Origin of the sequence: Streptomyces mesophilus (assembly GCF_040300965.1) — a bacterium.
GTDB lineage: Bacteria > Actinomycetota > Actinomycetes > Streptomycetales > Streptomycetaceae > Streptomyces > Streptomyces mesophilus_A.
In genome coordinates this window covers 62,922-88,161 of sequence record NZ_JBEPEW010000017.1, presented here as the reverse complement: position 1 = coordinate 88,161, position 25,240 = coordinate 62,922, and the positions used below count along the sequence as shown (strand labels likewise).

Here is a 25,240-nt window from a genome sequence, read left to right as displayed (position 1 = left end):
CCAGCCTTTTCCCTTTTGCTGTTACTCTTAGTTCCATTCCTGGGCCAAAAAAATCTCCCAAACCCCCAATATCCTCGGCCGTTTTTTTAAACGAAAAAAACCCCCCCCTTCGATGCGTGAAACGGGGTCATGTTTCACGTGAAACATGACCCCGTTCTCGTCGAACCCAAGCCTCAGCCCTGTGTGGCCCACCACTCCTTGAGCGCGGCCACCGCCGCATCCCGCTCCATCGGCCCGTTCTCAAGCCGCAGCTCCAGCAGGAACTTGTACGCCTGCCCGATCACCGGGCCCGGACCGACACCGAGCACTTCCTGGATGTCGTTGCCGTTCAGGTCGGGTCGGATCGAGTCCAGCTCCTCCTGCTCCTGCAGCTGCGCGATCCGCTCCTCCAAGCCGTCGTACGCCCGCGAGAGCGCGGTCGCCTTCCGCTTGTTACGCGTAGTGCAGTCCGACCGGGTCAGCTTGTGCAGCCGCGACAGCAGCGGCCCGGCATCGCGCACGTAACGGCGTACCGCCGAATCCGTCCATTCGCCGGTGCCGTAGCCGTGGAAGCGCAGATGCAGCTCCACGAGGCGGGTGACGTCCTTCACCAGCTCGTTGGAGTACTTGAGCGCAAGCATCCGCTTCTTCGTCATCTTCGCGCCGACCACCTCGTGGTGGTGGAACGAGACCCGGCCGTCGCTCTCGAAGCGCCGCGTCTTCGGCTTGCCGATGTCGTGCAACAGCGCCGCGAGCCGCAGCGTGAGGTCCGGGCCGTCCTCTTCGAGCGCGATCGCCTGTTCCAAGACCGTCAGCGAGTGCTCATAGACGTCCTTGTGCCGATGGTGCTCATCGCGCTCCAGACGCAGCGCCGGCAGCTCGGGCAGCACGTGCTCGGCGAGGCCGGTGTCGACGAGCAGCGTGAGGCCCTTGCGCGGGTGCGCGGAGAGGATCAGCTTGTTGAGCTCGTCCCGTACGCGCTCGGCCGAGACGATCTCGATGCGGTCCGCCATGGCCGTCATCGCGGCGACCACCTCGGGCGCCACCTCGAAGTCCAGCTGTGCGGCGAAGCGCGCGGCCCGCATCATGCGCAGCGGGTCGTCCGAGAAGGACTCCTCGGGCGTGCTGGGCGTGCGCAGCACACGTTCGGCGAGGTCCTCGAGACCACCGTGCGGGTCGACGAACTCTTTCGCGGGAAGCTCGACGGCCATCGCATTGACGGTGAAGTCCCGGCGTACGAGATCCTGCTCGATCGAGTCGCCATAGGAGACCTCGGGCTTGCGCGAGGTCCGGTCGTACGCCTCGGAGCGGTACGTGGTGACCTCGATCAGGAAGTCCTGCTCGACATCGCCGGCCTTCCCCTTCTTCTGGCAACCGACCGTACCGAAGGCGATCCCGACCTCCCAGACGGCGTCCGCCCACGGCCGCACGATCTTCAGTACGTCCTCGGGGCGGGCATCGGTGGTGAAGTCCAGGTCATTGCCGAGCCGCCCGAGCAACGCATCCCGCACCGAGCCGCCGACCAGCGCGAGTGTGAACCCGGCCTCCTGGAAGCGGCGGGCGAGATCGTCGGCGACAGGGGACACCCGCAGCAGTTCACTCACTGCGCGGCGCTGCACCTGGCTCAGTGCATTGAGGTTGTCTTCATTGGCGTTCGGCACAACAGAAAAGGGTACGTGGCCGCGACCGCCCAAGCTCCCCGGTTTCATGTGGAGCAGTCCCCGGCACTCGGCCACAGTTCGCATCGTTACCATGCGGGGACGCAGAAACACGACCACTGACGACGACGAGGGACGGGCGAGCGCGTGGCCGAGGCGGCAGACTTCCAGGGGATGACTCCCTCACCTGCCCGCCGGTGGCTGCGGCGCACAGCAGCCTCCCTGGTGGGACTGCCTCTGCTGGCCGGGCTGCTCGCGCAGCCGGCCGGTGCGGCCGCGGAGGTGGCGAGCGGGCAGTCGGCGGGGGTGAAGGCGGAGCCCACGGGCTCCGAGACGGTCTCCGTGGCGATCAACTCCTTCGAGCCCCCGATCCCGTCCGAGAGCGACACCCTGACCATCACGGGCAAGCTCGAGAACAACAGCGCGCAGACGGTCACCGACGCCTCCTTGGCGCTGCGCCTGGGTCAGGCGCTGGGCAGCCGTACGCAGATCGACTCCGCCGCCAAGAACGGCGGGACGGTGACGGGCGCCGAGGGCCTTGTGGTCGGCGGCGACGAGTATCTGCAGAAGTTCAAGAAGATCGCGCCCCACGGCACCCAGGACTTCCGGCTCAGCATCCCCGTCAAGGAGCTCGACCTCGACAGCGAAGGTGTCTACCAGCTCGGGGTCGCACTGACCGGCCGTACCGAGTCCCAGTTCAACCAGATCCTCGGAATCGAGCGGACCTTCCTGCCCTGGCAGCCCGATGGCGCCGACACGCAGACCAAGGTCAGCTACATGTGGCCGCTGATCTCCCGTACGCATCTGACCGCCGAGTCGGCTTCGGACGCGAACCAGACCCCGGTCTTCAAGGACGAGGGCCTGATCAAGGAGATCGCTCCGGGCGGGCGCCTGGAGCGGATGGTCTCCGAGGGCAGCACCCTCCCCGTCACCTGGGTCATCGACCCGGATCTCGTCGCGTCCGCGGCGCTGATGGCGCAGCCGTACAACGTGCAGGGACCCGACGACACGGTCGTCGCGGGTGACGAGGACAACCAGAAGATCGCCCGGAACTGGCTGAACTCTTTGATCAAGGCCGTGGAGGACGAGAAGGTCGTCGCCCTCCCCTTCGCCGACCCCGATCTCGCGTCCATGGCGCACGGCGGCGGGGTGGAGTCTCTCGGTCATCTCAAGGACGCCACCGAAGCGGCCGTGAAGACGCTCGAGACCCTGCTGCACATCAAGCCGAACACGGACTTCGCCTGGCCGGCCGAGGGCGCTGTCGACCCGAAGATCGTCAACACCGCCACGTCGGCGGGCGCGAGCAATGTCATCGCGCGCAATGACAGCTTCCAGGAGACGGGCAACCTCCCCTATACGCCGACCGCCGCCCGACCCATCGGCGACGGCACCACGGCCGTGGTCGCGGACTCCCGGCTCTCCAAGGCCTTCCAGGGCGATATGACCAGCGCGGAGAAGTCCACGCTCGCCACGCAGCAGTTCCTGGCCCAGAGCCTGATGATCAACCTTCAGGACCCCGAGAAGCAGCGCAGCATCGTGGTCGCCCCGCAACGCATGCCCACCACCGCACAGGTCATGACGATGGCCACCGCGATCAGGGCACTGGATTCGGGCGGCTGGGCGCAGTCCGAGAACCTGATCACCGCGGCGAAGGAGAAGCCGGACCCGGGCGCCACCACCGAGGTGCCGTCCGCCGACGCGTACCCGGCCGCTCTGCGCAAGCAGGAAATGCCGCTGACGGGCTTCACCGAGATCAGGGCGATTCAGAGTCAGCTCAATGACTTCAAGGTCATCCTGACCCGCCCCGAGCGGGTTGTCGTCCCGTTCGGCCGGGCCATCGACCGCGCGCTGTCCACCTCGTGGCGCGGCCTGCCGGAAGAAGCCCACACGTACCGCAAGAGCGTTCTCAGGTACCTCGAGGACCTCACCGGCGGGGTCGCCCTCATCAAGAAATCGGAAGCCAAGCTCTCCGGCCGCAGCGCGACGATCCCCGTCACCGTCCAGAACAACCTCGCCCAAGGCGTCGAGAACCTCCGTGTCCGCCTGACCTCGACGAAGCCCAACCGCCTGAAGATCAACGGCAAGAACTCCGACGAGCAATCCGTGGAGGTCGCAGGCGGCCATGCCCAGTCGCTGAAGTTCTCCACCACGGCCAACGCCAGCGGCCCGGTCGACGTGGTCGCCCAGCTCGTCACCGCGGACGGCAAGGAGTACGGCAAGGCGGTGCCGTTCACCGTCAAGGTCACCGAGGTGCCCGCGACGGTCCTCGCGGTGATCGCCGGCGGCTTCCTCCTCCTGGTCCTGGCCGGGTTCCGGATGTACCAGCGGCGCAAGCGGATCGTCGCCCGACGGGCCGAGGAGCAGGACGGCGGCTCCTCGGAAGGCCCCGACGACGGCACGGACAACGGCACCGACGACGGCGCGGGCCCGGATGAGGGCGGCCCGGAACCGGAGCAGCCGAGTGACCCGACACCGGACACCGCCACGGAAAGCACGGACCCGTCCGGGACGGGTGAGAGAGTGGACCGTTGAGCGATGATGTGGCCGGTGGGCCGTGGGACCGATGAGGTGGGGTAAGCATGAACGCGCCGTACGACGGTGACCGCGGCCAGGGCGCGGGCGGCGGCGATCCGACCGGCGGGCAGTTCCCGCCCGGGCAGCCCACCCCGGAAATGCAGCAGCCCGCCCCGGACCTGTACGTCCAGGACGCCTACGACCAGGACCCGTACCGTGCGCAGGACCTCTCCGCGCAGGACCCGGTGACCGAGGCGCTCTACGACCGCGCCTCGCACCCGCCGCCACCTCCGGGCACGTATCCGGACCCGCAGCAGCTCTACGCCCCGCCCCCCGCCGCGCAGCACGCGCCGGACCCGCGCGTCTGGGCCCAGACCCCGGCCCCCGAGCCGGACGGCCTGTCCCGCCAGTTCCCGTACGGCGACGACGCCCGTACGACACAGTTCGTGGGCGTGGACGATCTCGTGACGCAGGCGGGCGAGGAGCGCTCCGCACCGGACGCCTTCGCGCATCTGTACCGGGACCAGCAGGGGACCGGCGGGCTCTACCGAGACCAGCAGGCGCCGCACGGCAACCAGCACGGGCAGTACGGGAGCGATCAGAACGCCCAGTACGGCGGCGACCAGCACGGCCAGTACGAAGGACAGCCCGGCCACCCCGGCGGCGAGCAGCACGGCTACGGCGCACCACAGAGCGGCGTTCCCGGCCGCCCGGGCCCCGACCCCCTGATCCCTGCCCCGGCCTCGCCCCCGCCGCCTCCACCGGCCGCCACAGCGGCGCACAAGGGCGGCCGTGCCTCGGGGCTGCTGAAGTCCAGCGCCGTGATGGCCGCCGGCACGATGGTCTCGCGTCTGACCGGCTTCGTACGCTCGATCCTGATCGCGTCGGCGCTGGGCCTCGGTCTGCTCGCCGACACATTCCAGGTCGCGTACCAGCTGCCCACGATGATCTACATCCTCACCATCGGCGGCGGTCTGAACTCGGTCTTCGTACCGCAGCTCGTCCGCGCGATGAAGGACGACGAGGACGGCGGACAGGCCTACGCCAACCGTCTGCTGACCCTGGTGATGATGGCGCTCGGCGCCCTGACCGTCGCGGGCATGTTCGCCGCGCCCCTGCTGATCCGCGCACTGTCGGTCGAGGTGGCGAACAACCCCGCCGCGAACGATGTCGCGGTCACGCTGCTCCGCTTCTTCCTGCCCTCGATCTTCTTCATGGGCGTCCATGTCGTCATGGGCCAGATCCTCAACGCGCGCGGCAGGTTCGGCGCGATGATGTGGACCCCGGTCCTCAACAACGTGATCATCATCGCCACGCTGGCGATGTTCCTGTGGGTGTACGGCACGGCCGAGTCCAGCAGGATGACGGTCGGCAGCATCCCGCCGGAGGCGATCCGTCTCCTGGGAGTCGGTGTCCTGCTCGGCCTCGTGGTCCAGGCGCTCGCGATGATCCCGTATCTGCGGGAGGCCGGCTTCAAGCTGCGGCCGCGCTTCGACTGGAAGGGCCAGGGCCTCGGCAAGGCGGCCAAGCTCGCCAAGTGGACGGTCTTCTTCGTCCTCGCCAACCAGGCGGGCGCGATCGTCGTCACCCAGCTCGCCACCGCCTCGGGCAGCGACAAGGACGGTACGGGTTTCGCCGCCTACGCCAACGCCCAGCTCATCTGGGGCCTGCCGCAGGCGATCATCACCGTCTCCCTGATGGCCGCTCTGCTGCCGCGGATCTCCCGCTCGGCGAACGAGAACGACGCCGGCGCGGTCCGCGACGACATCTCCCAGGGCCTGCGCACCACGGCCGTCGCGATCGTCCCGATCTCCTTCGCCTTCGTCGCGCTCGGCGTGCCCATGTGCACCCTGATGTTCGGCTCCGCGGGCGGCAGCGCCGCGACCTCCATGGGCTACATGCTCATGGCCTTCGGCCTCGGCCTCATCCCGTACTCCGTCCAGTACGTCGTCCTGCGTGCCTTCTACGCGTACGAGGACACGCGGACGCCCTTCTACAACACGGTGATCGTGGCCGCCGTCAACGCGGTCGCGTCCACCGCCTGCTACTTCCTGCTGCCCGACCGCTGGGCCGTCACCGGTATGGCCGCCTCGTACGGACTCGCCTACGCGATCGGCGTGGGCGTCGCCTGGAAGCGGCTGCGCGCCAAGCTCGGCGGGGACCTCGACGGCTCCCACATTCTGCGTACCTATGCCCGTCTCGCGATTGCATCCGTGCCGGCCGCGATTCTCGGCGGCGCCGCTGGGTACGCGATCATGCAGGCCTTGGGCAATGGTGCCCTCGGCTCGCTCACCGCGCTGATCGTCGGCTTCGCCGTACTGCTCGGAGTGTTCTTCGTGGCCGCACGCCGGATGCGGATCGAGGAGATGAACGCGATGGTCGGAATGGTCCGCGGACGTCTCGGTCGCTGAACATTCGAAGAACCGGACCGCTGAGGGGCAACCCTCGGCGGTACCCGCGTGTCGTGCATAGCGTCGGAGTGTGGGCACAATTGGGCTTGACGTCGGACAGCGTGCAACGGATGGGGAGGCAGGAACGACGGTGGCGGAACGGAGCACGGCTGCCGTCGACGTGGCAGCAGGCGGCGGGGACGAACCGCTGACCACGCAGGCGGACCAGACCACGGCCGACGAGGCGGAGCAGCACGAGCACACGGCTGCCGACGAAGGCACCCAGCACACCCAGAAGGCGGACGCGGCTACGCAGCCCCAGGTCCGCACCCCCGAACTGCACAGCGGTCACAAGCTCGCCAGACGCTATCGCCTCGAAGAGTGCGTCACTCGTCTGGACGGATTCAGCAGCTGGCGTGCCGTGGACGAGAAGCTGCGCCGGGCCGTGGGAGTCCATCTCCTGCCCGCCGACCACCCGCGCGCCCGCTCCGTCCTCTCGGCGGCCCGTTCCTCGGCGCTGCTCGGCGACCCGCGCTTCGTCCAGGTCCTGGACGCGGTCGAGGAGAACGACCTCGTCTACGTCGTACACGAGTGGCTGCCCGACGCGACCGAGCTGACCTCTCTGCTCGCCGCCGGACCGCTCGAGCCGCATGACGCGTATCAGCTCGTCAGCCAGCTCTCCCAGGCCATGGCCGCGGCTCATCGCGAAGGGCTCGCCCATCTGCGCCTGACGCCGAGCGCCGTCCTGCGCAGCTCCACCGGGCAGTACCGCATCCGAGGTCTCGCCGTGAACGCCGCGCTGCGCGGCATCAAGTCCGACACCCCGCAGCGTGACGACACCGAGGCGATCGGTGCACTGCTCTACGCGTCACTGACTCAGCGTTGGCCTTACGAGGTCGACGCCTACGGACTGAGCGGCCTCCCCAAGGACGCGGGTCGGATCGCCCCGGACCAGGTGCGCGCCGGCGTCCACCGGGGACTGTCCGAGCTCGCGATGCGCGCCCTGGTGAACGACGGGGCCACCGCCTCGCGCCTGGAGCAGCCCTGCACCACTCCGGAGGAGCTCGCCAAGGCGGTCGCCGAGCTGCCCCGCATCAAGCCGCCGGAGCCGGCGTTCACCGCTGCTCCTGAGTACCAGCGCACGACGTACCAGCAGGGCACCTACGGCCGTATGCAGCCCGGCGCGACCCAGCCCGTGCCCACCCCGCCGCAGCCGCTCGAGGGCCGTACCGGCAAGGCGCTCAAGTGGGGCGTCTCCGCCCTGCTGATCGCCGCCCTCGGCCTCGGCAGCTGGCAGCTGGCGGACGCTCTGATGGAGCGCGGCGGCTCGGCCGACCCCGGCACCAGCCAGCAGTCCGAGGAGAACGGCGACGGCAAGCAGCCGGCACCGAAGCCGCTGGGCATCAAGGACGCCTACGAGTTCGCCCCTCTCGGCCCCGCCATAAAGGCCGACCAGGTCTCCAACGCCATCGACGGAGAACCCGGCACCTCGTGGGTCACCTCTCAGTACAAGGGCCACTCCAACTTCGGCAACCTGCCCAACCGTAAGGACGGCAGCGGAATCGTTGTCGCATTCGACCGGGTGCGGAGCATCAGCGAACTGGACGTGACCATGTACCGCGAGGGGCAGAAAGTAGAGATTCTTGCCGCCGCGGGCGACACGGATAATCCATCCAAACTTTCTGACTTCACAGAGCGGATCACAAAGCCCACCATCGCTGGTTCCAAGCTGGAAGCGAAGCTCGAGAAGCCCCTCAAGGCGCGTTACATCCTTATTCGCATCATTGATTTGCCGTCTGATGGAGCGCCCAACCTGTTCCGTGGTGGCATCACAGACATAAGCGCGACCGGCTCGTAACCGCTCCCGGGAGTGCAATTTTCCCGATTTGACCACATACTGCGGGCCCGCTGCCCCTCCCGGAGATCCCCCCTCGCACGTCAGCTTTAGGGCTGGCTGATAAGTTGCGGCAGTCTTCAACTGACTCAACTGGGGGTACCCATGAGGAAATTTTCCGCATTTGCCGCAGCCTCGATGGCAATAGGAAGCCTTCTGGCTTTCGCTCCTTCAGCTGCTGCAAGCGGCGACGGAACCTGCAATGTGGACAAGGACGCCTGCTTCTTCTTCAACTCTGGCGGAAAGGGAGCCAAGGTCGACCTGGACGACTGCTGGGGCTACAACCATGTCAACTTCAAGTTCATCGGGCCGGGCAATGGCGCCGGGATCACGCTGAAGAACAATGCTGCTTCGGTAAAGAACTATCACCACTTTGTGGCCGTCGCTGTTTTCTACAACTCTAACCAGCAGGGTGCCCGCCAGGACATCCAGCCCTGGATCACTGCAAATCTCAACAGCAAGCTGAAGAACAACAACGCATCGAGCGTGTTCGTCGAAAGCGGCAACTGCTGATCATTTGACATGCCCACGCGGGGGGGGTGCGATGCCCCCCGCGTGTAGCTCACGGAACATACGAACAGAAGATGCTGCCAGTGTTCAACTTCCCCCCGTCTCTTCGCACTGCCGCTATAGCGCTTGCGATTCTCTCCGTTAGCGCATGCACTGTCGACGACTCCCCCGGAGGAGAGGGGAAAGACAACAGCAGCGACGCTCTCCCTGCACGCAGGATCGGTCTTCCTCTCGACAGCTACATGCTCGATGATTTCCAGCTCTACAAGAGTTCCGTCCTCCTTCGAGAACTCAGCATCTCGTGCATGAAGAAGTACGACCACAAGGAGTTCACGCTCGACAGCCCGCCGGAGCCCGGCATCAGTGTGGCGAACGAGCGCCGTTACGGGATTACGGATGGTGTGCTCGCCGCGAAGAACGGCTATCGGGTGCCTGAGCAGGTCAAGGAACCAGACAGTGGGCATGAGATCTCACCGGAAGAGGCGTTCACTCTCACGGGCGGCAGCACCGACCCTGGAACGGTGGGCAAGGGTGGTGTGGATTCACACGGGAACCAGATACCCCGAGGAGGGTGTAAAGGCCAAGCGCTCAAGAAGCTGGGTTACACACCTACGGGAGTCCCCGGGAACCCTCAGTTCGTCCAAGACTTGAGCTTGTCCTCGTTTCAAGAATCCATGAAGCATCCTGAAGTGAAAGATGCTCTGTCCAAGTGGGCTGCCTGCATGAGCAAGAGCGGCTACACCTATAAGGCTGAACCCTTCTCTGCCAGCAATGACCCTCGGTTTTCCACTCCGGAGGCAGGCGAACTGGAGAAGAGCGTTGCTGTGGCTGATGTGAGCTGCAAGAACTCGAGCGGGCTCATTGTTGCTTGGCAGGGCGTCGAATCCGCGATCCAGAGGGACCTGATCCGCAAGAATCAGAGGAAACTCGAACCGATCAAGCATCAGCGGGACATCACGGTCAGAGCGATCGAGTCCCAGTGGAAGTGATATCCCGTCCACCGATACACCTCCGTCCGGCGATACCGGTCTGTGTTCACGGCCACCACTGAGCGCCGTCGGTCCGTTGTGGGACGGGACGGCGGCTCTCCGGCGGGCGGCACTGGGCGCCGACGTGGAGCGCTCAGCGTGTTGTCTGAGCTGCGCTCAGCGCTGGTGGCTTGCCACGCAAAAAAGATGCGACATCGGTCGTCGCGTCCAGCAGGCCAGATATACCTTTGTGGTGTCGCGATGTCGGATCTGAGTACTGAGGGCGGGGGACAGTGTGACTGCCAGCTCTGATCTGCCCAGCGACAAGGAGCTCCTGTCCCGCCATGTCGCCGGCGACCCGGAGGCGTTCGGGGAGATCGTCGTGCGTCATCGGGACCGCCTGTGGGCTGTCGCGCTGCGCACGCTGGGGGATCGTGAGGAAGCCGCGGATGCGGTTCAGGACGCGCTGGTCTCCGCTTATCGCGCCGCACACACCTTCCGTGGACAGTCCGCGGTCACCACCTGGCTGCACCGCATCACGGTCAACGCCTGTCTGGACCGTGCACGCAAGGCCGCTTCCCGTAAGACCTCACCGGTCGACGACACGGAGCGCCTGGAGCAGCTGCTCGAGCCGCATGAGTCGGCCGCGGCCCCGGCCGAGCGCCAGGATCTGCACCGGGAACTGATCGAGGCGCTCGGCACCCTTCCGGCCGATCAGCGGGCCGCGCTTGTCCTGGTCGATATGCAGGGCTATCCCGTGGCCGAGGCCGCACGGATCCTCGATGTGCCCACCGGCACGGTGAAGAGCCGCTGTGCCCGCGGCAGAGCGCGTCTGCTGCCTCTCCTCAGCCATCTGCGGGTCGGCACCGAGCGGGACCGCGACACAGGCGCCCCGAGAGACGGCGGCGAAAGAATCACCGAACAGCCGGAGTCCGGAAGGAACCGGAGCGAGGGGACATCCGTCCCACCGGCAGCAGAAGCACGGGATACGGGAACGGGCGATTCAGCAGCCGTGAAGGGCGGAGGTGGGCGAGCGTGACATCCACGACCGGCACGGCCGAGCACCCGGAAGTCTCGGAGCTCTCTGATCTCGCCGAAGGACTGCTGTCGGCCTCGCGCTCTGCTGTCGTACGTCGGCACCTCGGCGACTGTGTCCTGTGCGCCGATGTGCAGGCCTCACTGGAGGAGATCCGCGTACTGCTCGGCACGCTGCCGGCGGAGACGCGTATGCCGGATGAGGTGGCCGCGCGGATCGATGCGGCGCTGGCGGCAGAAGCGCTGCTCGACGTTTCACGTGAAACACAGAGCGACAGCGAGCCTGAAACGACACCCGTGCGGGACGCGTCGGCCGATGTTTCACGTGAAACATCGCCCTCGCAGCGCCCTGGGGGCCATCCGCGAGGAGCCACGGGCCCGGGTCGAAGCAACGCGCCACGACGTCGCCGACGTGGGGCGGTCGCCGCGCTCGGCGCCCTCGCCACCGTTGCGGCCGTCGGAATCGGCACGCTCGTGTTTCTGCCGGACGGCAGCGACGAAGGGCCAGGCACACAAGCCACAGAGAAGTTCTCCGGGAGCGATCTCAAGACGCGTGTGGAAACCCTGGTGGCTTCTCGGACCAGCGCCGAGTCGGCCTCTGTCGGAGCGAACTCCACCTCGGGCGAGACACCCAACACGCCCAGGACCAAGGACGTCCCCGGAGTCCCCGAGTGCATCGCTCGGGGCATCGCCCGCGCCGCCGAGCCCCTCGCCGCTGAGAACGGGACGTACAAAGGCGCGCCGGCCTATCTGGTGGTGCTCCCGCACGCCTCGCAGATCACCCGTGTCTCCGCCTATGTGGTGGACGCCGCGTGTCTCAAGGAGGACCAGTCCACCGCCACCGGCAAGGTGCTGCTCGAGACCTCCTTCCCCCGGAACTGACGCTCGCTTCCTGCGGAACTGACGCTCGCCCACGCCTGCGCGCCACGGAACTCAAGGCTCTGCGGAGGCCATGGCTCAGGAACACACCCCGAACGCGGTCATGACGGGAATGCATGCCCCGTAGGATCCGTTGGGTGGGGTGAGAGTCCCGGTAGGGCTCCCCTGAGGCAGTAGGCAGTCAGTCCGCAGAGACGAGGAATCAACCCGTGAGCGACGTCCGTAACGTGATCATCATCGGCTCCGGGCCCGCCGGTTACACGGCGGCGCTCTACACGGCGCGCGCGTCGCTGAAGCCGCTCGTGTTCGAGGGCGCCGTCACCGCCGGCGGTGCGCTGATGAACACCACCGAGGTGGAGAACTTTCCGGGCTTCCAGGACGGCATCATGGGCCCCGAGCTCATGGACAACATGCGCGGCCAGGCGGAGCGCTTCGGCGCCGAGCTGATCCCGGACGACGTCGTGGCCGTCGACCTCACGGGTGACATCAAGACCGTCACCGACACGGCCGGCACGGTGCACCGCGCCAAGGCCGTGATCGTGACGACCGGCTCCCAGCACCGCAAGCTCGGCCTGCCGAACGAGGACGCGCTGTCGGGCCGCGGTGTCTCCTGGTGCGCCACGTGCGACGGCTTCTTCTTCAAGGACCAGGACATCGCCGTGGTCGGCGGTGGCGACACCGCGATGGAGGAGGCGACCTTCCTCTCCCGCTTCGCCAAGTCCGTGACGATCGTGCACCGCCGTGACTCCCTGCGGGCGTCCAAGGCGATGCAGGAGCGCGCGTTCGCCGACCCGAAGATCAAGTTCGCCTGGGACAGCGAGGTCGCCGAGATCCACGGTGAGCAGAAGCTCTCCGGTCTGACCCTGCGCAACACCAAGACTGGTGAAACCTCCGAGCTGCCCGTCACGGGTCTGTTCATCGCGGTCGGCCACGACCCGCGCACCGAGCTCTTCAAGGGTCAGCTCGACCTGGACGAGGAGGGCTACCTGAAGGTGGACGCCCCCTCGACGCGGACGAACCTCACCGGCGTCTTCGCAGCCGGCGATGTCGTCGACCACACCTACCGTCAGGCGATCACGGCGGCCGGCACCGGCTGCTCCTCCGCCCTGGACGCCGAGCGCTTCCTCGCCGCCCTCGCGGACAACGAGACCGCCGCCGCGGCGACCGTCTGAACCTCAACCTCCCCCACCGCAGTACCGAGTTAAGGAGCCCAGCGTGGCCGGCACCCTGAAGAACGTGACCGACGACTCCTTCGAGCAGGACGTGCTCAAGAGCGACAAGCCCGTACTGGTGGACTTCTGGGCCGCCTGGTGCGGCCCGTGCCGCCAGATCGCCCCGTCGCTCGAGGCGATCGCCGCGGAGCACGGCGACAAGATCGAGATCGTCAAGCTGAACATCGACGAGAACCCGGCGACGGCCGCCAAGTACGGCGTCATGTCCATCCCGACGCTCAACGTCTACCAGGGCGGCGAGGTCGCCAAGACCATCGTCGGCGCCAAGCCGAAGGCCGCGATCGTGCGCGACCTGGAGGACTTCATCGGCGACGAGGCCACCAAGGCCTGATCGCCGCAGTCCTGAGGCGTCACCGCCGGACGATGTTTCACGTGAAACAAGGGCCGCCCTTCGGGGCGGCCCTTTCGCGTTCCTACAGACGGATTCACAGCGGCCGGAGCGCCGGCTCCTTCTGTACGGCGCCGAGGAGACGGTCGAGGGCCAGCTCGACGTCCTCCTTCCACGACAGCGTCGTACGCAGCTCCAGACGCAGTCTCGGATGCACTGGATGCGGACGCACCGTCTTGAAGCCCACCGCGAGCAGATGGTCGGCGGGGAGCACACACGCCGGTTCCTTCCAACGGGCATCCCCGAAGGCCTCTATGGCCTTGAAGCCCCTGCGCAGCAGATCCTTGGCAACGGTCTGCACCATGACCCGGCCCAGGCCCTGTCCCTGATACCCAGGGGTGATCCAACCGGTCATCAGCTGTACGGCATCCGGCGCCACAGGGCTCGTGGGGAAAGCGGTCGAGCGGGGCACATAAGCCGGCGGCGCGTAGAGAACGAAGCCCACCGGGACCTCGTCGACGTAGACCACACGACCGCACGAGCCCCACTCCAGAAGCACGGCGGAGATCCAGGCTTCCTTCTCCAGCTCCGGGGTTCCTGCCCTTACCGCGGCCTGGCCACTGACCGGATCCAGTTCCCAGAAGACACATGATCGGCAGCGCTTGGGAAGGTCCGGGAGGTTGTCCAGCGTGAGCGGTACGAGCCGACGCCCCATGAAGGCAGTTCCTCACTTCCTTCGCCCGCCGCGACTCGTGCTGCGGTGAGCGCGCTCCGTTCCCTGAGCAGACTGCCGACGAATCCGCCGACCGCCCCCAGGCCAAGTCCCGCGGTCACCAACCCGGTGCGGCTCACCGTACGCATGGCCCCCGCCTCCCTCTCCCTGAGGTGCTGTCGGGTGGATGCGCGATACCCGATCGCATCGTATCCACCCTGCGATTGCCGCGAAACGCCAATAAAGCAAAGAGCGAGCCGTGTTCCGAACATTCCGGACACGGCTCGCTCTTCAGGACACGCCGGGATCAGCTCTCGGCGTCGTCGTCCTCCGGCAGGGAGCCCTCAAGGACGGGCCCCTCTCCGGGGGCGAGCGTGCCGAGGATCCGCTGCAGATCCTCCATCGAGGCGAACTCGACGACGATCTTGCCCTTCTTCTGCCCCAGGTCGACCTTCACCCGGGTCTCGAAGCGATCCGACAGACGGGTCGCAAGGCTGGTGAGCGCCGGCGACAGCCGCGTTCCCGCCCGGGGGCCCTTGCTCTTGGGCGCCTTCTTCTGGTCGGCGCTCATCAGCTGGACGATCTCTTCCACGGAACGCACCGAGAGTCCCTCGGCCACGATCCGGTACGCGAGACGCTCCTGCTCCTCCGTGTCCTCCACGGACAGCAGGGCACGCGCATGGCCGGCGGAGAGCACACCGGCCGCCACGCGCTTCTGTACGGCCGGCGAGAGACGCAGCAGACGCAGCGTGTTGGAGACCTGGGGACGCGAGCGCCCGATCCGGTCGGCCAACTGGTCGTGCGTGCAGTTGAAGTCCTTCAGCAACTGCTCGTACGCGTTGGCCTCTTCGATCGGGTTCAGCTGAGCCCGGTGGAGGTTCTCGAGGAGGGCGTCGAGGAGAAGCTTCTCGTCCTCGGTCTCGCGCACGATCGCGGGAATCCGCTCGAGGCCCGCCTCACGAGAGGCCCGCCAGCGGCGCTCACCCATGATGAGCTCGTAGCGCTCGGGGCCCAACTGCCGGACGACCACCGGCTGGAGGAGCCCGACCTCCTTGATGGAGGTCACGAGCTCGGCGAGGGCGTCCTCGTCGAAGATCTCACGCGGCTGGCGCGGGTTGGGCGTGATGGAGTCCAGCGGCACCTCGGCGAAGTGCGCACCAGCGACGTACTGCGGCTCGATGTCGATGCTCTCGACCTCGACCGCCGGCTCCGTTTCACGTGAAACATTGCCCGGCGGCAGTGTGGCCACCTTGGCAGCGGCCACCCCGCGCTCCGCGGTGAGCACCGGCCCCGCAGAAGGCGATGCGCCACCCGCGGCCGAAGAGCTCTCCGGAGTAGGAGCCGCGGGAATCAGCGCGCCAAGTCCGCGCCCCAGTCCTCTACGTCGCTCGCTCACTGAATCCCCTCCGCCATGCTCTGTTCGTTCTGTGCACCTACGACCGCACCGCGCAGGGCCATTTCCCTGGCGGCTTCGAGGTACGAGAGCGCACCGCTGGAACCCGGATCGTAAGTCAGGACCGTCTGTCCGTAACTCGGGGCCTCCGAGATACGCACCGACCGGGGAATGCTCGTCCGCAGCACTTCATTGCCGAAGTGGTTGCGCACCTCGTCCGCCACCTGGGAGGCAAGGCGGGTCCGGCCGTCGTACATGGTGAGGAGGATCGTCGAGACGTGAAGGGCGGGGTTGAGGTGCCCTCGTACGAGATCGACGTTGCGCAACAGCTGACCGAGCCCCTCCAGCGCGTAGTACTCGCACTGGATCGGGATGAGCACCTCGTTGCCCGCCACCATCGCATTGACCGTGAGCAGGCCGAGCGAGGGCGGGCAGTCGATGAGGATGTAGTCCAGCGGCTGCTCGTAGGCCTGGATGGCCCGCTGCAGCCGGCTCTCCCGCGCCACGAGGGACACCAGCTCGATCTCCGCACCGGCGAGATCGATGGTGGCGGGAGCGCAGAAGAGACCTTCCACATCCGGCACGGGCTGGACGACCTCGGAGAGCGGCTTGCTCTCCACCAACACGTCGTAAATAGAGGGGACTTCGGCGTGGTGGTCGATACCGAGTGCCGTGGAGGCATTGCCCTGCGGGTCCAGGTCGATCACCAGGACACGGGCACCGTGCAGGGCAAGCGAAGCGGCCATGTTGACCGTGGTCGTGGTCTTGCCGACGCCACCTTTCTGGTTGGCGACGACCATGACACGTGTTTGCTCAGGGCGTGGCAGCCCCTCGCCGGCTCGGCCCAAGGCCTCGACCGCCAGTTGGGCAGCACGACCAATCGGGGTGTCGTCCATCGGGGGCGGTGTTTCACGTGAAACATCCTCCCCTGCTGACTCGGTACGGGGACCGGGGACCGGATCGGTCATCGGTCCCGCGATGTTGGCGTCGGACCGCAAGGATTCACTCTCCTCGACTTCAGGCTCGCAATGAACAGAGCCTCCCATGCCTTCGGGGTCGTGAACCAGCGAGGCCCGGTCTTCTGTGGATGAATCCTCCGTTGTGGAGAACTCCATCCCCCTCTCGGGGGGTTTGCGATCACGAGGCGCGGCACTACGGCTGCGGCTGATGATCCCGTGGAGCAGTGAGCGACGTTTCACGTGAAACACGATGCCGAGGTGCCGCGAACCGCAGTGCACGACACTCCGACGTGCGTACGTTTGGCAGCTTGTGTGGCCTATGGCTCGTCATCAGGACGGATCAGCGCGCCAAAACGTCAACCGATCACACTTTTACGTCAGCGCCAATGTCAGCGTCGGCTTCAGGGGCGACTTCAGAGCCGAGTTCAGGGCAGCTTCAGGGCCGGCTTCAGCGTCGACGCCGGGAGCGCCCCACACGGGCCGCCTTCGCCCGCTTCGCAGCGAAGCGCACACCACCCGGGCTCTCGCCGACCTCGACCCGTACGACCGTGGAGAGCGGGTCCACAATGCCCTCGCCGACCTGCAGCACCGAGGTCTTCTCGGCACCGAGCTTGGCGAGCGCGGCCTTGGCGCCGTTGAGCTCCTCCTCGGCGGTGTCGCCCTTGAGCGCCAGCATCTCGCCGTACGGCCGGAGCAGCGGAACACCCCAGGCGGCGAGCCGGTCGAGCGGAGCCACCGCGCGGGCTGTGACGACATGCACAGGCGGCAGCTTGCCCAGGACCTCCTCTGCGCGTCCGCGCACGACCGTCACATGGTCGAGGCCGAGCAGCTCGACGACCTCGGTCAGGAAGTTCGTACGGCGAAGGAGCGGCTCAAGAAGCGTGATCTTGAGGTCCTCGCGGACCAGCGCCAGGGGGATGCCCGGCAGGCCGGCACCGGAGCCGACATCGCAGACCGTGACGCCTTGCGGCACCACCTCGGAGAGCACCGCGCAGTTCAGCAGATGCCGCTCCCACAGGCGGGGCACCTCGCGGGGGCCGATCAGGCCGCGCTTGACGCCGGCGTCGGCGAGCAGCTCCGCGTACCGGACGGCGTCGTCGAAGCGCTCGCCGAAGACTGCTCGGGCCTGCTCGGGAGCCGGGGGGAGCTCTGACGAGGGGACCTCTGACGTCTCCGTCACGGGAACCGTCCTTCCGTACCGCAATACCGTGCTGACGCGCCGACCGCGCTCAGGGGCTCACTATCAGGCTGACAAAGACCGGCCCCGTCTGCGAACAGACGGGGCCGGGAAAACCGCAGGACCGATCAGGCCAAGGGACCGATCAGGCAGGCAGTACGACGACGAAGCGCTGCGGCTCCTCGCCCTCGGACTCGCTGCGCAGACCGGCGGTCTTGACCGCGTCGTGCACAACCTTGCGCTCGAACGGCGTCATCGGCTTGAGCTTCACGGGCTCGCCGGAGCTCTTCGCCTCGGCCGCGGCCTTGGCACCGATCTCGGAGAGCTCGGCGCGCTTCTTGGCCCGGTAGCCGGCGATGTCGAGCATCAGACGGCTGCGGTCACCGGTCTCGCGGTGGACCGCAAGCCGGGTCAGCTCCTGGAGCGCTTCGAGGACCTCGCCATCGCGGCCGACCAGCTTCTGCAGGTCGCGGCCGCCGGAGTCGCTGATGATCGACACGGCGGCGCGGTCGGCCTCGACGTCCATGTCGATATCGCCGTCGAGATCGGCGATGTCGAGCAGGCCCTCGAGGTAGTCCGCTGCGATCTCACCTTCCTGCTCGAGGCGGGTGAGGGTGTCGCCGGCCTCGGCAGCGGCCTCGGTGGTGGTGCCGTCCGTCACGGAGGAACTCCTTCTTACTTCTTGGACGGGTGCTTGGGCCGCTGCTGGCCCTTGCGCTGTCCGGACTTGGCTTTGCTGCGGGCACCGGCGGCGGGCTGCTGCTTGGCAGCGGCCGGCTTCGCAGGGGTCTTGGGCTTGGCGTCCTGCGGCTCATCGGACTTCGTCAGCGAGGTCTTGCCGTCGCCGTCGCTCTTCGAGACCTGCTGGGCGGCCGCGGACTGGCGCTGCGACTTGGACTGACGCTTGGGCTGCTGCCGCTTGGGCTGCCCGGACGCGGGCGACTCGTCGTCACCGTCGAGCACCGCCACGGCGCTCTCGCTCTTCGACACCAGGCCCTCGGCGTTGGCGGCCAGGCCGGCCTTGCTCAGACCGTTGATGAACTTGCGCTCGTTGTCATTGCGGTCGCGGCCCTTGGCGACGATCGCCTTGATGATGTTCTTCTCACCGCGGCGGAGCTTCTCGCCGTCGGTCTTCACCAGCTTGGTCTGCAGACGCTCCAGGAAGGCGGCCTGCGCCTTGCTGCCCGGGGTGGGGTTCTGGCGGATGACGTACATCTGCTGGCCCATGGTCCACAGGTTGGTGGTCAGCCAGTAGACGAGGACACCGACGGGGAAGTTGATACCGAAGACGGCGAACATGACGGGGAAGACGTACATCAGCATCTTCTGCTGCTGCATGAACGGCGTCTTCACGCTCATGTCGACGTTCTTCGTCATCAGCTGGCGCTGCGTGAAGAACTGCGAGGCCGACATCAGGACGATCATGATCGCGGTGACGATCTTGACGTTCGCGGCCGTCGCGTCCAGGTCCGCGAGCTTCGCGGCGCTGTCCGTGAACTTGGCGGCCAGCGGGGCACCGAAGATGTGGGCCTCACGGGCGCTGTCGAGCAGCTGCTGGTTGATCGCGCCGATCGTCTTGCCCGTGGCGATGCTGTTGAGCACGTGGTACAGGGCGAAGAAGAACGGGGACTGCGCCAGGATCGGAAGGCACGAGGAGAGCGGGTTGGTACCCGTCTCCTTGTACAGCTTCATCATCTCTTCGGACTGGCGCTGCTTGTCGTTCTTGTAGCGCTCCTGGATCTTCTTCATCTCGGGCTGCAGCGTCTGCATGCCACGAGTCGCCTTGATCTGCTTCACGAAGAGCGGGATCAGGCAGATACGGATCAGGATCACCAGGGACACGATGGACAGACCCCAGGCCCAGCCCGTGTCGGGACCGAAGATCTTCCCGTACACCGAGTGGAACTGGACGATGATCCACGAGACAGGTGTGGTGATAAAGCTGAAGAGGCTGGCAATCGTGTCCACTAATCAGGCTCCTTGAGCGTGGGACGGAGTCTCGGTGGGGGCCTTCCCGCCCCGGTTGCGCCAGGCGTTGCGCAGCATTTCGTGCCATCGCGGCCGCTTGCGCGGTGGTACATGGTCGACACCACCGTGCGACCACGGGTTGCAGCGCAGGATGCGCCAGGCGGTGAGCCCTGTTCCCTTGATCGCGCCGTGCCGGTCGATGGCCGTGAAGCCGTAGTGGGAGCACGACGGGTAGTACTTGCACACCGGCCCGAGGAGTGGGCTGATGGTCCACTGGTACAGCTTGATCAAAGCCAGCAGTGGATATTTCATCGCGCGCCCCCTGACAGAAGCCGCGCGAGCGCGGCATCCAGGTCCCGGGCCAGCTGTGCATGGTCGGCGTCACCCGCTCCGGGCAGCGCTCGTACGACTACCAGGCTACCGGGGGGCAGCTCGCTCAGCCGTTCGCGCACCAGGTGCCTGAGGCGACGCTTCACCTTGTTGCGTACGACCGCCACGCCCACGGCCTTGCTCACGACGAAACCCGCACGCGTCGGGGGAGTGCTCTCCCCAGGCACGTGCGGGTCCCCGTCGTTATAGAGATCAGCACCGCTGCGTAGATGGACGACGAGGAGCGGGCGTCCAGCCCGACGTCCCCGGCGTACCGCGGTCGCGAAGTCCTCGCGCCGCCTCAGCCGATGCTCGGTAGGCAGCACGACGTCATGACCTGCGGAATCAGGCCGACAGGCGGGCGCGACCCTTGCTGCGGCGGGACGCCAGGACGGCGCGGCCGGCACGGGTACGCATCCGCAGGCGGAAACCGTGGGTCTTCGCGCGGCGGCGGTTGTTCGGCTGGAAGGTGCGCTTGCTCACTCGGGGGCTCCAGAGAAATCAATCGGGTGGGCGATGTCGCCTGGCTGTCACCGTGCGCCCACGAGTAGCTCGCGATTACGCCCGAGTGCACCGCTTAGTGATCACTCGCGTGATCTACGCCCATCGGAGGCAGGCGGCAGCAGCCATCGACAACTCGACCTGGTTACGGTACGCGGGGCTACGCCATCCGGTCAAACCAGCGAAGGATCGACCACGGGGACCTGCGAGGACCGACACTGTGCACAGGCTGTGGACAACAACTTGAACCGCAGCCGTCGCCCTGACTACCGTGGCTGGACTCGGATTGACCCGAACCCACCCGGCTTCGCCCCGTCCCACCCATCCGAGCCGATTCCATCCAGGATCGTGGGAGGACCGACCCAGATTTTTCCCGCCGTACCCCCGTACACACCAGTCCCGCAGAACCACACCTTCGTGGGACATCGTGACCTCGTGAGAGAGCGTGCCCTGTGGCTGACGTACCTGCCGATCTTGCCGCAGTCTGGCCACGCGTGCTGGAACAGCTGCTCGGCGAGGGGCGCGACGGGCACGGCCAGGGGGTCGACGCGAAGGATGTGCAGTGGATCCGGCGCTGCCAGCCCTTGGCGCTCGTCGCGGACACGGCGCTGCTCGCCGTACCGAACGAGATGGCGAAGAACCGGCTCGAGGGGCGGCTCGCCCCGATCGTCAGCGAAACGCTGAGCCGTGAGTGCGGCCGGCCGATCCGTATCGCGATCACGGTCGACGAGTCGATGGGCGAACTGCCGCTCACACCTCCGTCGTCCCCTGCGCCGCAGCCGCCCGAGCGTTTCGAGGAGCCTGAACTCCCGGGCGCTTTCCCCGGGATGGGCCCGCGCGGGCAGAACGGCCAGAACGCTTCGTCGTACGAGAGCTACGGTCGGCGCGACGAAAGCCGCCGGGACGACGGCCGCCGGGACGGGCGTGACAGCCGGGACGCCCGTGACAGTCGTGACAGCCGGGATGACGGCCGTCGCGACGAGGGACGCCACGAAGGCGCCCGGCACGACGGCCCCGACCAGGGCCCCCGCCACGACGAGCAGCAGAACGACTCGCTGCCCACGGTCCGCCCGGCCTACCCCGACTACCAGCGCCGCGAGCCCGGTGCCTGGCCGCGGCCCGGACAGCAGGACGACTACGGCTGGCAGCAGCCGCGCCTCGGATTCCCCGAGCGCGACGCGTACGGTGCGCCGGAGCGCGAGTCGTACAACTCCCAGGACCGGGACGGCTACGGCACCCCCGAGCGGGACGGCTACCCGAAGCGCGACGGCTACCCCGAGCGCGATCCCTACGCCTCCCCGCAGCCCCCGCGCGACTACCGCTCCGAGCGCCCGTCGTACGACTCCGACCGTCCCTCGTATGAGAACGACCGGGGCCCGTACGAGAAGCAGCGCCAGGGATACGAGCAGCGGCCCGGCATGGGGGACAACTCGGGCAACCGGGGCGGTTCGGCACCCAGCGGCGCTCCCGGCCCGCTCGCCGCGCAGCCCGCGCCGGCCACAGGACCCGGTGAGCCGACCGCGCGCCTGAACCCGAAGTACCTCTTCGACACCTTCGTCATCGGTGCCTCGAACCGCTTCGCGCACGCCGCCGCGGTCGCCGTCGCCGAGGCGCCGGCCAAGGCGTACAACCCCCTGTTCATCTATGGGGAGTCGGGCCTCGGCAAGACGCACCTGCTGCACGCCATCGGGCACTACGCGCGCAGCCTCTATCCCGGTACGCGGGTGCGGTACGTGAGCTCGGAGGAGTTCACCAACGAGTTCATCAACTCGATCCGCGACGGCAAGGGCGACAGCTTCCGCAAGCGCTACCGCGAGATGGACATCCTGCTCGTCGACGACATCCAGTTCCTCGCGGACAAGGAGTCGACGCAGGAGGAGTTCTTCCACACCTTCAATACGCTGCACAACGCGAACAAGCAGATCGTGCTCTCCAGTGACCGGCCGCCCAAGCAGCTGGTCACCCTGGAGGACCGGCTGCGCAACCGCTTCGAGTGGGGCCTGATCACGGACGTCCAGCCGCCCGAGCTGGAGACCCGTATCGCGATCCTGCGCAAGAAGGCGGTGCAGGAGCAGCTCAACGCCCCGCCGGAGGTGCTCGAGTTCATCGCCTCGCGGATCTCGCGCAACATCCGTGAGCTCGAGGGCGCGCTGATCCGCGTCACCGCCTTCGCCTCGCTGAACCGGCAACCGGTGGACCTCGGCCTGACCGAGATCGTGCTCAAGGACCTGATCCCCGGCGGCGAGGACTCGGCTCCGGAGATCACGGCGACGGCCATCATGGCCGCCACCGCCGACTACTTCGGGCTGACCGTGGACGACCTGTGCGGCTCCTCGCGCAGCCGCGTCCTGGTGACGGCGCGGCAGATCGCCATGTATCTGTGCCGCGAGCTCACCGACCTCTCGCTGCCGAAGATCGGCGCGCAGTTCGGCGGCCGCGACCACACGACCGTGATGCACGCGGACCGCAAGATCCGCGCGCTGATGGCCGAGCGCCGCTCCATCTACAACCAGGTCACCGAGCTCACCAACCGCATCAAGAACGGCTGACAGCAGCAGAGTTACGGCTCGCAGAAGCGCCCCGGGACACGGTTCCCGGGGCGCTTCTCGTCGTCCACGGACACGCTTCTCGTCGTCCACGGGCATGCATCTCGCAGTCCACCGACGCGCTTCTCGCCGTCCGCAGGCCTCTTCTCACCGTCCACGGAGCCACTTCTCGCGCCTCCGCCGGCCTCTTCCCGTACGCAATCGGCGTCGGCGCGAACTCCCGGGCCGCTCACAGCTGTTCGAATAGCCCTTGTGCAGGACTGTTTCTCCACAGAAGTGCGACGAAATGCCCGTCCACACCCTGGGGACTGCCGAGTTGTCCAGATTGCGTCCACAGGCCAGGCTGGTGACAGGTCATCAACCCAGGTCAGGCGCCTGTGGATTCGTGGACAACGGATCTCCACAGACTGTGGATGAATCCTCTGCCCACAGGCTGTTGATGAAGTTGTCCACCGGCTGCCCACAGGGATCGGGCACTTGTCCCCAGCTTCTCCACACGCCTGTCCACTGTTCGGCAACGCAACGCGCCGTCTCACCGGGTCGAGTGAAAGGCGTCACACAAAGGTGCCAGGTTGGCCTGTGGGCAACCTGGGTAAAGCTGGGGACGACGCTGGGGAGAAGTGGCCCTTGGCTGTGAATCAGGTGTGCAGAACTTTCCGCCGTCCACAGTTCACCGGGGTTATCCACGGGCACCGCCCACAGGCGCGGTGGACAAAATTTGGGCCCTGACCTGCGAAAACGAGGTTATCCACGGTTTCCACAGCCCCTACTACTACGACCAAGTAGAGAGAGGGCTGGAATCGATTTGAAGTGGGGGCTGTGCACAACTCGAGGCGCGTCGACCTCTGCCCGCCCGTCACGACTTGACCCCGACAGGCACCAGCTGTCAGTGCGGTGCGTCAGACTGGTCCCCGGCGTTCTCCCCACCTTGGGGACGGGCCAACCACTCAGACAGCGACGACAGACCAGCAGGGCGAGCAGCCAGGCGTCAGCAGGAGGCGGCTTACGGTGAAGATCCGGGTAGAGCGCGACGTACTCGCGGAGGCGGTGGCCTGGGCGGCACGCAGCCTCCCTGCCCGTCCGCCGGCGCCGGTCCTGGCGGGCCTTCTGCTGAAGGCGGAGGAAGGCGCGCTGAGCCTCTCCGGCTTCGACTACGAGGTCTCGGCCCGGGTCTCGGTGGACGCGGAGGTCGACGAGGAGGGCACGGTCCTGGTCTCGGGCCGTCTGCTCGCCGACATCACGAGGGCTCTGCCCAACCGGCCGGTGGAGATTTCCACAGACGGTGTACGGGCGACGGTGGTCTGTGGATCCTCGCGGTTCACGCTGCACACCCTCCCCGTCGAGGAGTACCCGGCGCTGCCGCAGATGCCCTCGGCGACCGGCACCGTCCCCGGTGAGGTCTTCGCCTCCGCCGCGGCCCAGGTGGCCATCGCCGCCGGCCGTGACGACACGCTGCCGGTGCTCACCGGTGTGCGGATCGAGATCGAGGGCGACACCGTCACGCTGGCGTCCACCGACCGCTACCGCTTCGCGGTCCGCGAGTTCCTGTGGAAGCCCGAGGTGCCGGACGCCTCCGCGGTCGCCCTGGTGCCCGCCAAGACCCTCCTGGACACCGCCAAGGCGCTCACGAGCGGCGACAGCGTCACCATCGCGCTGTCCGGCTCCGGTGCGGGCGAGGGCCTGATCGGTTTCGAGGGCGCCGGCCGGCGCACCACGACCCGGCTGCTCGAAGGCGATCTTCCGAAGTACAAGACGCTCTTCCCGACGGAGTTCAACTCGGTCGCGATCATCGAGACCGCCCCGTTCGTCGAGGCCGTCAAGCGCGTGGCCCTGGTCGCCGAGCGCAACACCCCGGTGCGCCTCAGCTTCGAGCAGGGCGTGCTGATCCTGGAGGCCGGCTCCAGCGACGACGCACAGGCTGTGGAAAGGGTCGACGCCCAGCTCGACGGCGACGACATCTCGATCGCGTTCAACCCGACGTTCCTGCTCGACGGTCTCAGCGCCATCGACTCGCCGGCCGCGCAGCTCAGCTTCACCACGTCCACCAAGCCCGCGCTGCTCAGCGGCAAGCCGGCCGTGGACGCCGAGGCGGACGACGCGTACAAGTACCTGATCATGCCGGTCCGCCTCAGCGGCTGACGTACGGGAACCGGGTCCCCCAGGGGCCCCGCAGGTGGGTACCTACGTCCGGGCTTAAGCTCGGACGTAGGTACGAAAGCACGAAAACC

21 protein-coding genes are annotated in these 25,240 nt (G+C 67.2%); 11 read left to right on the top strand and 10 right to left on the bottom strand.

From position 1 onward, the window contains the following. Positions 1 to 173: 173 nt before the first annotated feature. Positions 174 to 1,640 carry a CCA tRNA nucleotidyltransferase gene (locus ABT367_RS09425; protein WP_352251240.1) on the bottom strand — a complete coding sequence of 489 codons (1,467 nt, stop codon included), beginning with the start codon at positions 1,638 to 1,640 and terminating at the stop codon, positions 174 to 176. 144 nt (positions 1,641 to 1,784) lie between these two features. On the opposite strand from ABT367_RS09425, the gene ABT367_RS09420 reads away from it, so the two are divergent. From ABT367_RS09420 to trxA, 9 genes are all read left to right on the top strand, one after another. Next, positions 1,785 to 4,169, top strand: a complete 2,385-nt coding sequence (locus tag ABT367_RS09420; protein WP_352251238.1) for a DUF6049 family protein — start codon at positions 1,785 to 1,787, stop codon at positions 4,167 to 4,169. A 47-nt stretch (positions 4,170 to 4,216) separates the two neighbouring features. After that, complete coding sequence (gene murJ / locus ABT367_RS09415) at positions 4,217 to 6,562, top strand: murein biosynthesis integral membrane protein MurJ (RefSeq protein ID WP_352251236.1); 2,346 nt, start codon at positions 4,217 to 4,219, stop codon at positions 6,560 to 6,562. 130 nt (positions 6,563 to 6,692) lie between these two features. Continuing rightward, a complete protein-coding gene (locus ABT367_RS09410) occupies positions 6,693 to 8,399 on the top strand; it encodes a protein kinase family protein (RefSeq protein WP_352251235.1) in 1,707 nt (568 codons plus the stop codon). A 141-nt stretch (positions 8,400 to 8,540) separates the two neighbouring features. Further along, positions 8,541 to 8,948, top strand: a complete 408-nt coding sequence (locus ABT367_RS09405) for a hypothetical protein (RefSeq protein WP_352251233.1) — start codon at positions 8,541 to 8,543, stop codon at positions 8,946 to 8,948. A 71-nt stretch (positions 8,949 to 9,019) separates the two neighbouring features. Then, the gene (locus tag ABT367_RS09400) at positions 9,020 to 9,934 is read left to right on the top strand and encodes a hypothetical protein (RefSeq protein WP_352251232.1); all 915 of its coding nucleotides are present in this window, start codon (positions 9,020 to 9,022) and stop codon (positions 9,932 to 9,934) included. A gap of 274 nt (positions 9,935 to 10,208) precedes the next feature. After that, a complete protein-coding gene (gene sigM / locus ABT367_RS09395) occupies positions 10,209 to 10,952 on the top strand; it encodes an RNA polymerase sigma factor SigM (protein ID WP_352251230.1) in 744 nt (247 codons plus the stop codon). After that, a complete protein-coding gene (locus ABT367_RS09390) occupies positions 10,949 to 11,830 on the top strand; it encodes a hypothetical protein (RefSeq protein ID WP_352251228.1) in 882 nt (293 codons plus the stop codon). The genes sigM and ABT367_RS09390 overlap by 4 nt, the downstream gene beginning before the upstream one ends. Positions 11,831 to 12,036: 206 nt before the next feature. Continuing rightward, positions 12,037 to 12,999, top strand: coding sequence for a thioredoxin-disulfide reductase (gene trxB / locus ABT367_RS09385; RefSeq protein WP_199551142.1), 963 nt, complete (start codon positions 12,037 to 12,039; stop codon positions 12,997 to 12,999). 43 nt (positions 13,000 to 13,042) lie between these two features. Then, entirely contained in the window at positions 13,043 to 13,390 is a 348-nt protein-coding gene (gene trxA, locus ABT367_RS09380) for a thioredoxin (protein ID WP_165331430.1), read from the top strand. A 94-nt stretch (positions 13,391 to 13,484) separates the two neighbouring features. Here trxA and ABT367_RS09375 read toward each other — a convergent pair whose 3' ends face one another. The 9 genes from ABT367_RS09375 to rpmH form a co-directional block, all read right to left on the bottom strand. Continuing rightward, positions 13,485 to 14,102, bottom strand: coding sequence for a GNAT family N-acetyltransferase (locus ABT367_RS09375; RefSeq protein WP_187814684.1), 618 nt, complete (start codon positions 14,100 to 14,102; stop codon positions 13,485 to 13,487). A 304-nt stretch (positions 14,103 to 14,406) separates the two neighbouring features. After that, positions 14,407 to 15,495 carry a ParB/RepB/Spo0J family partition protein gene (locus ABT367_RS09370; RefSeq protein WP_352251226.1) on the bottom strand — a complete coding sequence of 363 codons (1,089 nt, stop codon included), beginning with the start codon at positions 15,493 to 15,495 and terminating at the stop codon, positions 14,407 to 14,409. Then, the gene (locus ABT367_RS09365) at positions 15,492 to 16,538 is read right to left on the bottom strand and encodes a ParA family protein (protein ID WP_352251249.1); all 1,047 of its coding nucleotides are present in this window, start codon (positions 16,536 to 16,538) and stop codon (positions 15,492 to 15,494) included. Before ABT367_RS09365 ends, ABT367_RS09370 begins: the two co-directional genes overlap by 4 nt. Before the next feature lie 361 nt (positions 16,539 to 16,899). Next, complete coding sequence (rsmG, locus tag ABT367_RS09360; protein WP_352251224.1) at positions 16,900 to 17,655, bottom strand: 16S rRNA (guanine(527)-N(7))-methyltransferase RsmG; 756 nt, start codon at positions 17,653 to 17,655, stop codon at positions 16,900 to 16,902. 118 nt (positions 17,656 to 17,773) lie between these two features. Then, on the bottom strand, positions 17,774 to 18,289 hold the full coding sequence (locus ABT367_RS09355; RefSeq protein WP_352251222.1) for a protein jag: 516 nt from the start codon (positions 18,287 to 18,289) through the stop codon (positions 17,774 to 17,776). Positions 18,290 to 18,303: 14 nt separating this feature from the next. After that, the gene (yidC, locus tag ABT367_RS09350) at positions 18,304 to 19,596 is read right to left on the bottom strand and encodes a membrane protein insertase YidC (RefSeq protein WP_352251221.1); all 1,293 of its coding nucleotides are present in this window, start codon (positions 19,594 to 19,596) and stop codon (positions 18,304 to 18,306) included. 3 nt (positions 19,597 to 19,599) lie between these two features. Continuing rightward, positions 19,600 to 19,908: a membrane protein insertion efficiency factor YidD gene (gene yidD, locus ABT367_RS09345; protein WP_052578308.1), complete on the bottom strand. Its 309-nt coding sequence runs from the start codon at positions 19,906 to 19,908 to the stop codon at positions 19,600 to 19,602. Then, positions 19,905 to 20,291 (bottom strand): ribonuclease P protein component, encoded by a 387-nt coding sequence (rnpA, locus tag ABT367_RS09340; RefSeq protein ID WP_352251219.1) that lies wholly within the window; start codon positions 20,289 to 20,291, stop codon positions 19,905 to 19,907. The genes yidD and rnpA overlap by 4 nt, the downstream gene beginning before the upstream one ends. A gap of 19 nt (positions 20,292 to 20,310) precedes the next feature. After that, positions 20,311 to 20,448, bottom strand: coding sequence for a 50S ribosomal protein L34 (gene rpmH, locus ABT367_RS09335; RefSeq protein WP_016644655.1), 138 nt, complete (start codon positions 20,446 to 20,448; stop codon positions 20,311 to 20,313). Positions 20,449 to 20,918: 470 nt separating this feature from the next. Here rpmH and dnaA point away from each other — a divergent pair, with 470 nt between their 5' ends. Together dnaA and dnaN are read left to right on the top strand one after the other, a co-directional pair. Next, positions 20,919 to 23,015 (top strand): chromosomal replication initiator protein DnaA, encoded by a 2,097-nt coding sequence (dnaA, locus tag ABT367_RS09330; protein ID WP_352251217.1) that lies wholly within the window; start codon positions 20,919 to 20,921, stop codon positions 23,013 to 23,015. A 1,005-nt stretch (positions 23,016 to 24,020) separates the two neighbouring features. Then, the gene (dnaN, locus tag ABT367_RS09325; protein WP_352251215.1) at positions 24,021 to 25,151 is read left to right on the top strand and encodes a DNA polymerase III subunit beta; all 1,131 of its coding nucleotides are present in this window, start codon (positions 24,021 to 24,023) and stop codon (positions 25,149 to 25,151) included. Positions 25,152 to 25,240 lie beyond the last annotated feature (89 nt).

What these genes read in the sequence shown, in the direction of transcription:
- murJ (WP_352251236.1), top strand. Translation starts at nt 4,217, where the DNA reads ATGAACGCGCCGTACGACGGTGACCGCGGCCAGGGCGCGGGCGGCGGC.
- ABT367_RS09405 (WP_352251233.1), top strand. Translation starts at nt 8,541, where the DNA reads ATGAGGAAATTTTCCGCATTTGCCGCAGCCTCGATGGCAATAGGAAGC.
- ABT367_RS09400 (WP_352251232.1), top strand. Translation starts at nt 9,020, where the DNA reads ATGCTGCCAGTGTTCAACTTCCCCCCGTCTCTTCGCACTGCCGCTATA.
- ABT367_RS09375 (WP_187814684.1), bottom strand. Translation starts at nt 14,102, where the DNA reads ATGGGGCGTCGGCTCGTACCGCTCACGCTGGACAACCTCCCGGACCTT.
- ABT367_RS09365 (WP_352251249.1), bottom strand. Translation starts at nt 16,538, where the DNA reads ATGGGAGGCTCTGTTCATTGCGAGCCTGAAGTCGAGGAGAGTGAATCC.
- yidD (WP_052578308.1), bottom strand. Translation starts at nt 19,908, where the DNA reads ATGAAATATCCACTGCTGGCTTTGATCAAGCTGTACCAGTGGACCATC.